The organism is Rhodococcus sp. 06-156-4, from assembly GCF_002259345.1.
In the GTDB taxonomy this organism is placed as follows: domain Bacteria; phylum Actinomycetota; class Actinomycetes; order Mycobacteriales; family Mycobacteriaceae; genus Rhodococcoides; species Rhodococcoides fascians_E.
Window position 1 is genome coordinate 103341 of the sequence record NZ_NPGB01000011.1, and the last position, 13444, is coordinate 116784.

The 13444-nt window shown below is 64.9% G+C and carries 12 protein-coding genes; all 12 read left to right on the forward strand.

The genetic code is table 11. From position 1 onward, the window contains the following. The first annotated feature begins 9 nt into the window (after window positions 1-9). Window positions 10-1506 carry a UDP-N-acetylmuramate--L-alanine ligase gene (murC, locus tag CH290_RS06355; protein ID WP_026347911.1) on the forward strand — a complete coding sequence of 499 codons (1497 nt, stop codon included), beginning with the start codon at window positions 10-12 and terminating at the stop codon, window positions 1504-1506. Beyond that, window positions 1503-2438: a cell division protein FtsQ/DivIB gene (locus CH290_RS06360; RefSeq protein ID WP_020111978.1), complete on the forward strand. Its 936-nt coding sequence runs from the start codon at window positions 1503-1505 to the stop codon at window positions 2436-2438. The genes murC and CH290_RS06360 overlap by 4 nt, the downstream gene beginning before the upstream one ends. A gap of 193 nt (window positions 2439-2631) precedes the next feature. Next, window positions 2632-3858: a cell division protein FtsZ gene (gene ftsZ / locus CH290_RS06365; protein WP_033188567.1), complete on the forward strand. Its 1227-nt coding sequence runs from the start codon at window positions 2632-2634 to the stop codon at window positions 3856-3858. A 6-nt stretch (window positions 3859-3864) separates the two neighbouring features. Further along, a complete protein-coding gene (gene pgeF, locus CH290_RS06370; protein ID WP_020111979.1) occupies window positions 3865-4611 on the forward strand; it encodes a peptidoglycan editing factor PgeF in 747 nt (248 codons plus the stop codon). 8 nt (window positions 4612-4619) lie between these two features. Next, the gene (locus CH290_RS06375) at window positions 4620-5381 is read left to right on the forward strand and encodes a YggS family pyridoxal phosphate-dependent enzyme (RefSeq protein ID WP_019665918.1); all 762 of its coding nucleotides are present in this window, start codon (window positions 4620-4622) and stop codon (window positions 5379-5381) included. Between the two features lie 54 nt (window positions 5382-5435). Next, complete coding sequence (locus CH290_RS06380; RefSeq protein WP_019665917.1) at window positions 5436-6125, forward strand: cell division protein SepF; 690 nt, start codon at window positions 5436-5438, stop codon at window positions 6123-6125. A 101-nt stretch (window positions 6126-6226) separates the two neighbouring features. Next, on the forward strand, window positions 6227-6514 hold the full coding sequence (locus tag CH290_RS06385) for a YggT family protein (RefSeq protein ID WP_019665915.1): 288 nt from the start codon (window positions 6227-6229) through the stop codon (window positions 6512-6514). Between the two features lie 161 nt (window positions 6515-6675). Next, the gene (wag31, locus tag CH290_RS06390; RefSeq protein ID WP_026347909.1) at window positions 6676-7524 is read left to right on the forward strand and encodes a DivIVA-like cell division protein Wag31; all 849 of its coding nucleotides are present in this window, start codon (window positions 6676-6678) and stop codon (window positions 7522-7524) included. A gap of 84 nt (window positions 7525-7608) precedes the next feature. Beyond that, the gene (locus tag CH290_RS30160; RefSeq protein ID WP_019665913.1) at window positions 7609-7779 is read left to right on the forward strand and encodes a hypothetical protein; all 171 of its coding nucleotides are present in this window, start codon (window positions 7609-7611) and stop codon (window positions 7777-7779) included. Between the two features lie 384 nt (window positions 7780-8163). Next, entirely contained in the window at window positions 8164-11349 is a 3186-nt protein-coding gene (gene ileS / locus CH290_RS06395; protein ID WP_033188568.1) for an isoleucine--tRNA ligase, read from the forward strand. Continuing rightward, complete coding sequence (locus CH290_RS06400; protein WP_033188569.1) at window positions 11346-12008, forward strand: peptide deformylase; 663 nt, start codon at window positions 11346-11348, stop codon at window positions 12006-12008. The genes ileS and CH290_RS06400 overlap by 4 nt, the downstream gene beginning before the upstream one ends. 118 nt (window positions 12009-12126) lie before the next feature. Then, a complete protein-coding gene (locus tag CH290_RS06405; RefSeq protein ID WP_441347090.1) occupies window positions 12127-13422 on the forward strand; it encodes a DNA polymerase IV in 1296 nt (431 codons plus the stop codon). Window positions 13423-13444 lie beyond the last annotated feature (22 nt).

A 13444-nucleotide genomic window follows, 5' to 3' on the forward strand; every position in this document is an offset into this window, starting at 1 on the left:
AGGACGGACATGCCCGAGCTACCCGCTGAACTGCCGGAGGATCTCCGACGGGTTCACATGGTCGGAATCGGGGGTGCCGGCATGTCCGGCATCGCCAGGATTCTGCTCGCTCGTGGCGGCGAAGTCTCCGGCTCCGATGCGAAGGAAAGCCGAGGGGTTCTGGCACTGCGCGCTCGTGGTGCACAGGTTCGTGTCGGTCATGATGCCTCGGCTCTCGACTTGATCTCCGGTGGTCCGACGGTGGTGGTCACCACGCACGCCGCGATACCCAAGACCAACCCCGAACTGGTCGAAGCCGGGCGCCGAGGAATTCCCGTCGTGCTCCGGCCGACGGTGTTGGCATCGCTGATGGAGGGTTATCGGGCACTGCTGGTGTCCGGCACGCACGGCAAGACCTCGACCACGTCGATGTTGATCGTCGCGCTGCAGCACTGTGGCTTCGATCCGTCGTTCGCGGTGGGTGGAGAACTGAACGAGGCCGGCACCAACGCGCACCACGGCAGTGGTGACGTGTTCGTCGCCGAGGCAGACGAGAGCGACGGTTCGCTCCTGCAGTACAGCCCGAACGTCGTCATCGTCACCAACATCGAGGCCGATCACCTCGACTACTTCGGTACTCCCGAGGCGTACACGCAGGTCTTCGACGATTTCGCGGCGTTGCTCGGACCGGGTGGAGTGCTCGTTGCCTGCATGGACGATCCAGGATCGGCCGCTCTGGCTCGGCGCGTCCACGAACGAGCGCTCCCGGGCGTACGCGTGCTGGGATACGGATCCGAGGACACCGACGCGGGCGACGTGGACATGGCGGTTCGGTTGCTGAAGTGGGAACCCGAGGACGTCGGAGGCGTCGCCCAACTGTTGATCGCGGGGGAGGAGAGCCCGCGGACGTTGAGACTCGGCGTTCCCGGACGACACACGGCACTGAACGCACTGGCCGCGTTCACAGCCGGAACCCAGGCAGGCGCCGCAGCGACGGATCTGCTGGAAGGTCTTGCGGGCTTCGGCGGTGTGCACCGACGTTTTCAGATTCGCGGGCGCGAACACGGCATCCGCGTGTTCGACGACTATGCGCACCATCCCACCGAGGTGCGTGCCGTGCTGGGCGCAGCTCAGCAACTCGTCACGAGCGCCGCAGGGGCGGGCGAACGCGGCCGGGTCGTCGTCGTGTTCCAACCGCACCTGTACTCCCGTACGGAGACGTTCGCAGCGGAGTTCGGTGAGGCTCTGTCCATCGCCGACGAGGTGGTCGTCCTCGACGTCTACGGTGCCCGTGAGGAACCGCTTCCCGGCGTGACGGGAGCTCTCGTCGCGTCTGCAGTGACCAAGCCCGTCATCTATCAACCGGACCTGTCGCTGGTGGCGAAGCAGGTGGCGTCTCTTGCCGAGCCCGGCGACGTCGTCATCACCATGGGTGCCGGGGACGTCACCATGCTGGCCGGGCCGATCCTCGACGCGCTGCGTTCGAGGACGAGTTTCCGGATCGGGCACGGCCGGGCGTCGCAGTGACGTCTCGTCCGAAGCGTCCGACCGAGGACACGTCCTCCGGCGAGGACGCCGCTCGGACCGACACCGGAACGCCGAGCGGCCCGGGCAAGGTCGACACAGGCAAGGTCGGCACGGGCAAGGTCGACACGGGCAGTGCATCGAAGGGCGGAGCTCGGGACCGGGGCGCGTACGCACGCCGGGACAACCGCGACACCACCCGTCCGAGCGCCGAATCCCAGGAACGAGCGGATCGTCGTCGGGCTCGCGAGGACGAACGCGCGAAGGTGTCGCGATCGCGTCGACGCGCTGGAACGATCGCGGCCGCCGTGGTCGCCGTCGTACTCGCGGGGTTTGCCGTCGTGTACTTCTCACCTGTGCTGACGGTGCGGACCATCGACGTACGCGGTGCGGTGTCGGTCTCCGAGGACGAGGTGATCGCCGATCTGGCGGTGCCGATGGGGGAGAAGCTCGTTCGAGTCGACACCGGCGCGGCCGCTCGGCGCGTCGCGTCGATTCCGTCGTTGGCTTCGGTTCGGGTGCAACGGATGTACCCGTCGACCATCCGGGTCACCGTCACCGAGCGGATACCGGTCGTGTTCGTCGACCGACCGGACGGAACCCACCTGCTCGACGCCGATGCCGTGGATTTCGCCGTCGCCCCGCCGCCTCCCGGAGTGATTCGTCTGGTCACCGACAACCCGGTGACAGGCGATCCACCGACGGAAAGTGCTCTCGCAGTGCTCGATTCGTTGCCCGAACCGCTGCGGGTGCAGGTCGGGGAGATTCGGGCGGGTTCGGCGTCGGACGTGTCCGTGATTCTGTTCGACGGTAGGACGGTGGTGTGGGGAGACCGCGACAGATCCGAGCGGAAATCCGCTGTGGCTCTTGCGCTATTGTCTCAACCGGGGCAGATCCTGGATGTGTCGAGTCCGGACCTGCCCACCACCAAGTGACTTTCACGAAACCCAAATTCTTTTCTCGACTTCTCGGCGCGCCTAATGGCGTATCTCCGTTGCGGTGAATAGCGTTCCGAGCGTCGAGTACTTGACATAACCTTAAGCCTATGGTTTAGGTTGAGGGTTTTGTCGAAGCGCATCAGCCGAGTACGAAGACGGACCAGTACACAACCACGGAAGGCGAGAGCCAATGACGCCCCCGCACAACTACCTCGCCGTAATCAAGGTCGTCGGCATCGGCGGCGGCGGCGTTAACGCGGTCAACCGCATGATCGAACAGGGACTCAAGGGAGTCGAGTTCATCGCGGTCAACACCGATGCTCAAGCGCTGCTGATGAGCGACGCCGACGTCAAGCTCGATGTCGGCCGTGAGCTCACCCGTGGTCTCGGCGCAGGCGCCGATCCCGAAGTCGGCCGCAAGGCAGCCGACGATCACAAGGACGAGATCGAAGAGGTGCTCAAGGGCGCCGACATGGTCTTCGTCACCGCAGGCGAGGGAGGTGGCACCGGTACCGGTGGCGCACCCGTCGTCGCCAACATCGCTCGCAAGCTCGGCGCTCTCACCGTCGGCGTCGTCACGCGCCCGTTCTCCTTCGAGGGCAAGCGGCGCGGAGGGCAGGCCGATACCGGGATCCAGCAACTGCGCGAGTCCTGCGACACCCTCATCGTCATCCCCAACGACCGACTGCTCCAGCTCGGTGACGCAGCCGTCAGCCTGATGGACGCGTTCCGCAGCGCCGACGAGGTGCTCCTGAACGGCGTTCAGGGCATCACCGACCTCATCACCACGCCTGGCCTGATCAACGTCGACTTCGCCGACGTCAAGGGCGTCATGTCGGGGGCAGGTAGCGCGCTGATGGGAATCGGTTCGTCGCGCGGCGAGGGTCGCGCCATCAAGGCAGCCGAGTCCGCCATCAACTCGCCGTTGCTCGAAGCGTCGATGGAAGGTGCGCGCGGCGTGCTGCTGTCGATCGCGGGAGGCTCGGACCTCGGACTCTTCGAGATCAACGAAGCTGCGTCGCTCGTCCAGGAAGCGGCACACATCGACGCCAACATCATCTTCGGAACCGTCATCGACGATTCCCTCGGCGACGAGGTGCGCGTCACCGTCATCGCAGCCGGTTTCGATGGAGGGACGCCGACGAGACGTCCCGTCGAAGCAGCTCCGGGCGCCTCACGCAGCACCATCGGATCCGCACGATCCGGCGAGGTGTCGTCTCGGTCCGACTCCACCGAATCCGGTGCCGTGTTCCGTGACCCGGTCGGTGCAGGCAGTGCAGGTAACGGCAGCAGCCTGCCTCCGCTTCAGTCCTCGAACTCGGGATCGTCAGGGTCGAACAACTCGGGTCGGCGTATGCCCGTCACCGAGGACGACGGCGAAGACGATGTGGACGTGCCGTCGTTCATGCGTCGTTGATCGCAGATGGCGGAGAACGACTTCAAGGTTCGTAGGGTCACCACCTCGCGGGCAGGCGGGGTGTCGGCGCCGCCGTACGACAGCTTCAACCTCGGCGACCACGTCGGCGACGAACCGTCGGCCGTGGCCGCCAACCGCGAGCGGCTCGGTAGTGAGCTCGGCATGGGCGCTGGTCGACTGGTGTGGATGGAACAGGTCCACGGTCGGACCGTCACTGTTGTCGACGGTCCGACCCCCGAGCCCGTTCCGGTCACCGACGCGTTGGTCACGACCAGCCGTGATCTAGCACTCGTCGTCCTCACCGCGGACTGCGTGCCGGTCCTGCTCTCCGACGACGAGGCCGGTGTGATCGCGGCTGTACACGCCGGAAGGGTCGGAGCGCGCATCGGCATCGTTCCCCGTGTGGTCGAGGCGATGGTGGCGCTCGGAGCCGACACACGTCGAATCGGTGCCTTCCTCGGTCCGGCCGCGAGCGGGCGTCAGTACGAGGTGCCCGCGCACATGCAGGCCGATGTGGAGAAGCACCTTCCCGGTAGCGCCACGACCACCGTCAGAAAGACGCCCGGCCTCGACATCCGCGACGGAATCAGACGGCAACTTCACGGACTCGGCGTGACGTCGATCGCCGTCGATCCTCGGTGCACCATCGAAGACCGAACCCTGTTCAGCCATCGGCGCGGGTCGCCGACGGGACGATCGGCAAGCGTGATCTGGATGGACACCTCGGCCGGCCGCACCGACGGTCCTGCTTGACTGTCGATATGACGACGACCAGAGAATCCGAGATCTCGGAGGCACTTCGCTCGGTGGAGGCTCGGCTCGCCGCCGCGTGCGCCGCAGCCGGCCGTTCCGTGGACGACGTGATGTTGCTTCCGGTCACCAAGTTCTTCCCGGCGTCGGACATCGAGATTCTCCACGGTCTCGGATGCCGCGACTTCGGCGAGTCACGCGAGCAGGACGCGTCGGCGAAGGTCGACGAATTGGCCGGAGCGTTCGGTACCGAACCGGCCCGGTGGCACATGATCGGGCATCTGCAACGTAACAAGGCCAAATCCGTCGCGAGATGGGCCACGTCGATCCACTCGGTCGACAGTGATCGCTTGGTGTCCGCTCTCGGCAAGGCGGTGGACGCAGCACAGTCCGACGGGGCCAGGTCCACTCCGCTCGAGGTCCTGATTCAGGTGAGTCTGGACGGAGACGTCCATCGCGGTGGAGTCGAGCGAGAGCATCTACTCGAGCTGGCCGATCAGGTGGCCGACACCGACGGGCTCACCCTGTCCGGAGTGATGGCCGTTCCGCCGTTGGACTCGGATCCGGATCACGCATTCGCCGATCTGTCGGCCGTACACCAGCAGTTGCTCGAGCAGCACCCGGATGCAGTCGAGCTGTCCGCGGGGATGACGGGCGATCTGGAGGCTGCTGTTCTACACGGATCGACGTGCGTGCGTGTCGGTACCGCAATACTCGGCCCTCGGCCGATAACCTCGCCAGTACAGTCCACGGATCACATCAGTCACACCTGACACTTGCGAACCTGGAGACCGGCAACGAAGTACCCGGCACGGAAGGCTGCATCAATGAGTACCCTGCACAAGTTCAAGGCGTACTTCGGCATGGTTCCTCTTGCGGACTACGAAGACGACTACCTCGACGAGCCGGAATCGCGGCACTCCGTCCGCGGCCGCGATCCCTACGCGGACGACGACCGGGAGTTCGCGAAGCCGTCGTTCTCCTCGCGGCGCTCGTCCCGTGCCGAGATCGAGGACCTCGACGACGACTACGACGAGTACGAGGCACCTCGCTCCGCGCCGACACTTGCCCCCATCGGCGGTCGCTCGTCGCGGTCGGCCGGGGCCGGACGAGGCGTGTCCACTCGCGGCAACCTCGCGGTGGACACCCGTATGGACGCGCAGGAGCGCAGCCTGCGCAGTGAGCCGATGACGCGCGCGGAGACCCGCCGTAGCCCGGTGGCGGACGACGGCAGCGCGTTGTCGAAGATCACCACCCTGCGTCCCCGCGATTACAGCGAAGCCAGGACGATCGGCGAGCGTTTCCGTGACGGAACTCCGGTCATCATGGATCTCGTCGAGATGAGCAATGCCGACGCCAAGCGTCTGGTCGATTTCGCCGCCGGGCTCGCCTTCGCCCTTCGCGGCTCGTTCGACAAGGTCGCAACGAAAGTATTTCTTCTCTCGCCGGCAGATATCGACGTGTCCCCCCAGGAACGGCGTCGCATCGCCGAGACGGGCTTCTACAGTCAGCAATGACAATCGACAGCACTGGTGCGTTCCTTCGGCTCGATCGATTCGAACAGGTCTCTGACCTGCTCGCTTTGATCGAGCCGACCTTTTCGGGCAGAGTATGACCTGTGGCCTTGTTCGCGGTGATCTACTTCATACTGTTCATTTTCTGGCTTCTTCTCATCGGCCGCATCATCGTCGAATTCATCAGGACGTTCGCCAGGGATTGGCGGCCGTCGGGAATCGTCGTTGTCTTGCTCGAGGCGATATTCACCGTGACCGATCCACCGGTCAAGCTGCTGAGAAGAGTGATTCCCCCCGTGAATCTCGGGGGAGTTCGACTGGACTTGTCGATCATGGTGTTGTTGTTCGGCGTTTTCATCCTGATGTCCGTCGTGCGGAGTCTGGGATCGTGAACTGATCGAACTTTGATGAAAGACATCGGGGACAGGCGCGACCTGCGCAACCGATGTGACAGAATGGACGCCAGTTACAGTTTGATTGTTCCGGCAAGTGCGGAATGGGATATAACTGAATGCTTGCTCTACCGCCTCAAGACGCGTGAAGGGATCCTTCCATGCCGCTGACTCCAGCTGATGTGCACAATGTCGCTTTCAGCAAGCCGCCTATCGGTAAGCGCGGTTACAACGAAGACGAGGTGGATGCTTTCCTCGATCTCGTCGAGCAAGAGCTGTCGCGACTGATCGAGGAGAATGCAGACCTGCGCCAGCGCGTGGGCGAGCTCGATCAGGAACTGTCGGATGCCAAGTCGGCTCGACAGTCCGGTCCGGCTCAGCCCGCTCCGGTTCAGCAGAAGGCTCCGGAGCCTCAGCGCCCCGTCGAGCCACCCAAGCCCGCCCCGGTGGTGGCGCCTGCTCCCGTGGCTGCGGCTGCGCCGGCGCAGGGTGGCGACTCCAACATGCAAGCCGCGAAGATTCTCGGACTCGCGCAGGAGATGGCCGACAGGCTCACCAGCGACGCCAAGACCGAGTCCGAGCAGCTCCTGGGGAACGCTCGCACCAATGCAGAGCGTCTCGTCACCGACGCACGGACCCGCTCCGAGGCGATGGTCACCGACGCTCGTCAGAAGTCGGAATCGCTGTTGTCCGACGCTCAGACGAGGTCCGAGACACAGCTTCGTCAGGCCAAGGAGAAGGCCGATGCTCTTCAGGCGGACGCCGAGCGCAAGCACACCGAGATCATGGCGACGATCAACGAGCAGCGTTCGGTGCTCGAGGGTCGTATCGAGCAGCTCAAGACGTTCGAGCGCGAGTACCGTGTCCGTCTCAAGTCCTACCTGGAATCCCAGCTCGAAGAGCTCGAGAACCGTTCCTCGGCTCTGCCGGTGGACAACGGGTCGGACAGCTTCAACCAGAACGAGCAGTCGTCGGGCTACAGCCAGTCGTATGCCAAGGGCAACAACTGACGCATTCTCGCCCAGCCTGTTCGGCATGGCTGCGGACGTGAAACCCGCCCGGCGTGAGCCGGCTCGTGCGGAACGAGGCGCACAGTGCTCGTCTTGACGCTGTGCGCAGCGGGTGTCGGGTTCGCGCTGCTGGTCATCGCCCTGACGACCGGATCGGTCGTCTGGGCGTACGGGTGCATCGGTGTCTGCATAGTCGGCGCGATTCTGTTGCTGGCAGGCGCGCTGACCGGCCGCAGGTCGCCACCCGAGAAGTAGTCGCCACCCGAGAATCGATTGTGTGGACGTTTCGGTTACCCTCGAGGTGTCCGAAGTCGTCATCACGAACATCGAGAACAGAACAACGACTGTCGAGAACAACGACTGTCGAGAAGAACGCGATGATCCGGTCATCCCCGGGGAGCATTCGGAAGAACGGCCGAATCGACCGTCGAGGTCGGGTCGGCTCAGTAGAACCGAACGGGTAAGCCCGTCACAGCAGTGCGAGAGGCTTCGTCGACGAGGGATCGTTTTCCGGCGTCGATGAAGCAAGCGGGGTGGTACCGCGGTAGTCGACGTCCCACACGTCGATCGTCGTCCCCGTGCCGAGGAAACTATCGCCGTCGCAGAAGCGACGGCGTCGGCACGGCAGGAGCGTCCGTCATGAGTACCGAAGATTCGAAGAGCGGCGATGTCGCGGGGACCGACGGTGACAAGTACCCGTTGGTCGACATGGTTGGTCCGAAAGCCGCGGGTGTGTCGTTTCCAGACCTCGAGCGCAGAGTGCTCGATTTCTGGGCCGAGGACGGAACGTTCCGTGCCAGCGTCGACCGTCGCGAGGGTGCGGACGAGTTCGTCTTCTACGACGGCCCGCCGTTCGCCAACGGTCTTCCCCATTACGGTCACCTGCTGACCGGGTACGTCAAAGACCTCGTTCCGCGCTTTCAGACGATGCGCGGTAAGAAGGTGGAGCGTCGGTTCGGGTGGGACTGCCACGGATTGCCCGCGGAGCTCGAAGCCGAGAAGCAGTTGGGGATCAAGGACAAATCCGAGATCGACGAGATGGGTCTCGCCAAGTTCAACGACTACTGCAGGCAGTCGGTTCTGCGGTACACGGACGAGTGGCGCGACTACGTCACCCGTCAAGCCCGCTGGGTGGATTTCGACAACGACTACAAGACGCTCGACGTCGACTTCATGGAGTCGGTCATGTGGGCGTTCAAGGAGTTGTACGACAAGGGCCTGATCTATCAGGGTTATCGAGTCCTTCCGTATTCCTGGTACGAGCAGACCCCGTTGTCCAACCAGGAAACTCGGCTCGACGACGCCTACAAGATGCGTCAGGACCCGGCGGTCACCGTTACGATGCCGCTGACGGCACCCGGGTCGCCTCTCGACGGTGCGGGTGCACTGATCTGGACGACGACGCCCTGGACTCTGCCGTCGAACCTGGCGATCGCAGTGCATCCCGATGTTCGATATGTGCAGGTCCGCGGAACCGACGGCGAACGCTACGTGTTGGCCGCGGAACGTCTCACGCACTACGCCCGCGAACTCGGCGACGAGCCCGAGGTGTTGTCCGAGCACACCGGCGCGGAACTCGTCGGCCTCACTTACACTCCGCCGTTCGATTTCTTTCTGGGGCACGCCAATTCGCATCGTCTTCTGCAGGCGGACTACGTCACCACCGACTCGGGTACCGGAATCGTGCACCTCGCACCGGCATTCGGTGAAGAGGACATGGACGTCGCGACGGCGAACGGCATCGAGGTCGTTCAGCCGCTCGACCCCGGTGGCAAGTTCACGGCACTTGTGCCGCCGTACCAGGGCCTGATGGTGTTCGACGCCAACCCCGTCATCATCAAGGATCTGAAGGCGTCCGGTCGGTTGCTGCGTCACGAGACCATCGAGCACTCCTACCCGCACAGTTGGCGCAGCGGGCAGCCGCTGATCTACATGGCGGTCCCGTCGTGGTTCGTGGCGGTGACGAAGTTCCGCGATCGCATGGTGGAGCTCAACCAAGAGATCACCTGGGTGCCCGAGCACATCAAGGACGGGCAGTTCGGCAAGTGGCTCGAAGGCGCACGCGACTGGAACATCAGTCGAAACCGGTACTGGGGCAGCCCGATCCCGGTGTGGACGTCCGACGATCCCGAGTACCCACGTATCGACGTGTACGGCAGCCTCGACGAGCTCGAGCGTGACTTCGGCGTGCGTCCGGACGATCTCCACCGTCCGTACATCGACGATCTGACGCGTCCCAACCCGGACGATCCGACGGGCAAGTCCACGATGCGACGGGTTCCCGAGGTCCTGGACTGCTGGTTCGAGTCCGGGTCGATGCCGTACGCGCAGGTGCATTTCCCGTTCGAGAATGCAGAGTGGTTTTCCGGGGCGAGCGGAACGACGGGGGATGCCACAGCACACAACCCGGGCGATTTCATCGTCGAGTACAACGGCCAGACTCGTGGCTGGTTCTACACGTTGCACGTGCTCGCGACCGCGTTGTTCGATCGTCCTGCGTTCAAGACCGTTGCGGCGCACGGCATCGTGCTGGGCGACGACGGTCTCAAGATGAGCAAGTCCAAGGGCAACTACCCGGACGTCAAGGAGGTGTTCGACCGAGACGGCAGCGATGCGATGCGCTGGTTCCTGATGTCGTCGCCGATCCTGCGCGGTGGCAACCTGATCGTCACCGAGCAAGGCATCCGTGAGGGCGTCCGCCAGGCGTTGCTGCCGATCTGGAATGCGTGGAGTTTCCTGCAGTTGTACGCAGGCAAGCCGGGTACGTGGCGAACGGATTCGCCGAACGTGCTGGACAGGTACGTTCTGGCCAAGCTGGCGGCGACGCGGGACGCGATCACCGAAGCGCTCAAGGTCCACGACATCGCAGGGGCGTGCGACGAGCTGCGTACGTTCTGCGACGCGCTCACCAACTGGTATGTGCGACGGTCACGTTCGCGGTTCTGGAGCGAGGACTCCGACGCGATCGACACGTTGCACACGGTGCTCGAGGTCGTGACGCGACTTGCTGCGCCGCTGTTGCCGTTGGTCAGCGAAGTGGTATGGCGCGGTGTGACCGGTGGACGGTCGGTCCACCTCGCGGACTGGCCGGCGACAGCAGACTTGCCTGCCGATCCGGAGTTGGTCGAGTCGATGGACGAGGTGCGTTCGGTGTGCGGCGCGGTACTCGGACTTCGGAAGGCCCAGAACCTTCGGGTGCGGTTGCCGCTCCCCGAGGTGACCGTCGCCGCCGAGGACGCGGAACGACTGCGTCCGTACGCCGACATCATCGCCGACGAGGTCAACGTCAAGAAGGTCGACCTCACCGACGATGTTGCCGTGCACGGCAAATTCGAACTGGTCGTCAACGCGCGTGCGGCAGGTCCTCGGATCGGCAAGGACGTCCAGAAGGTCATCAAGGCGGTCAAAGCAGGGGAGTGGAGCGAGGATGCATCGGGCACGGTCAGTGCCGCAGGCATCGAACTGCTCCCGACGGAGTACACCCGCAAGCTGGTTGCGGCCGAACCGGACTCCACTGCCGCTCTGCCGGGCAACGCCGGTCTGGTCGTGCTCGATTCCAAGGTGACCGCGGAGCTGGAGGCCGAGGGGTGGGCGAAAGACCGAATCCGTGAGCTCCAGGAGGCCCGCCGAACACTGGGCCTCGAGGTGTCCGATCGGATCGACATCGTCATCGAGGTTCCGGCCGAACGCCGCGAATGGCTCGACACGCACCGCTCGTTGATCGCCGGCGAGGTTCTGGCCCTGAGCTTGGTCGACGGTGATCCGGGCGACGACGCCGTCGAACTCGGGGAAGGTACCCGCGTATCGGTCACCCGTTCGCGATGACCCGCGACGCGGTGATGGAAGGCGCCGTCCGTGAGCTGCTGTCAAACGCGCACGACGGCGTCCTTCCGATCGTCACGGTCGGTGATCCGGTGCTGCGCACAGCGGCAGCCGCGTTGACCGATCAGCTCGAGCCGCGCACGCTCGAACACCTCGTCGAGGTCATGCGGGCCACGATGCACGACGCGCCCGGTGTCGGTCTCGCTGCGCCGCAGATCGGCGTCCCGCTGCGAATCGCGGTGATCGAGGACATGTACCCGGTGTCCGAGGAGGTCGCGACGCAGCGGGAGCGCACGCCGTTTCCGTTCCGAGTGATCGTCAACCCGCGCTACGACGACGTCGGGTCGGCTCGGCGAAGCTTCTACGAGGGATGCCTGAGCATGCCCGGCTACCAGGCGGTCGTCCCTCGGGCGGCGTCGGTGCGGCTTCGGTGCACCGACCTGCACGGCGCCGTGGTCGACGAGGAGTTCGGTGGATGGCCCGCGCGGATCGTGGCGCACGAGACCGATCACCTCGACGGGACGGTGTACATCGACAGAGCGGTGACGCGGTCGCTGTCCGCGAACGACGTGTACGCCGACCTGTGGGCCGATCCGACTCCCGAGCACGCGGCTGCAGCGCTCGGCTTCGACCTCGGTACCGGCCGAGGCGACGCGTCGTGACATGGCCTTCGACCGTCGTGTCGGCATCCCATGAGGCACGGACTGTGATGTCTGCGTTCCGGAGTATCTTTCGGTCGTGACCGACGCTCGCAGTAGGCGATGGGTGCTGCATCTCGACATGGACGCGTTCTTCGCGTCGGTCGAGCAGCTCACCCGGCCCACCTTGCGCGGACGCCCCGTTCTGGTCGGCGGAGCAGGCGGTCGCGGTGTCGTCGCCGGCTGCAGCTACGAGGCGCGTGTCTTCGGCGCGCGCTCCGCCATGCCGATGCATCAGGCTCGCAGATTGGTGGGCGGCGGCGCGATCGTGCTGCCGCCGCGCGGCGCGCTGTACCAGAGCGTCAGTCGGACGGTGTTCGACGGTCTGCGCACGAGGATGCCTGTTCTCGAGCAGCTGTCGATGGACGAGGCGTTCGGCGAGCCAGTCGAACTCGTCGGCGCCACCGCGGCCGAGGTGGCGGAGTTCTGCGAGATGCTGCGGGCACTCGTCATGGAACGGACGGGCCTCGTGGCGTCGTTGGGCGCCGGTTCCGGTAAACAGATCGCGAAGATCGCGTCCGGTCTGGCGAAGCCGGACGGCGTGACTGTGGTCGCGCCGGCCGAACAAAGTGCTCTCATGGCTGCGTTGCCGGTGCGGAAGTTGTGGGGAATCGGGCCGGTCGCCGACGAGAAACTTCGAAAGCTCGGCATCGACACGATCGGTAAGTTCGTCGCGACGCCGGAGTCGGAAGTGGCGTCGATCCTCGGTGCGACGGTGGGTCCGGGGCTGCACAGGCTGGCGCGTGGGATCGACGATCGAGCCGTCGCCGAGCGCGCCGAAGCGAAGCAGGTCAGCGCCGAGACGACGTTCGCACACGATCTGGTGACCTTGGCGCAGTTGAGGTCTGCGGTGGAACGGAGCGCGGAAGCCGCGCACCGACGCCTGGTGAAGGACGGGCGCGGCGCACGCACGGTGGTGCTGAAGCTGCGGAAATCGGACATGAGCATCGTGACTCGGTCGGCGACGTTGCCGTACGCGACCGTGGACAAGCAGACCATCGTCGCGACGGCACAGCGTCAGGTGCTGGACCCGGTGGAACTCGGTCCGATCCGGCTGGTCGGTGTCGGCCTCGCCGGGCTGTCCACCGTGCAGCAAGGGTCGCTGTTTCCCGAACTCGATCACGAACCGGAGGACACGTCCACGTCGCCCACGACCACGGGCGAAATTGTGCCTTCGGTAAGAGAACCGCAGCAGAGGTGGCATCCGGGCATGGACGTGAGGCATCCTGAACACGGACACGGATGGGTGCAAGGGGCAGGCCACTCCGTGGTGACGGTTCGGTTCGAGACACGGTCCACCGGACCGGGTCGAGCCCGTACTTTCGCAGAGGGGGACGAGCAGCTCGTTGTGGCGGATCCACTGGACAGTTTGAAATGACAGTGACTCGTCCTGAAATGAC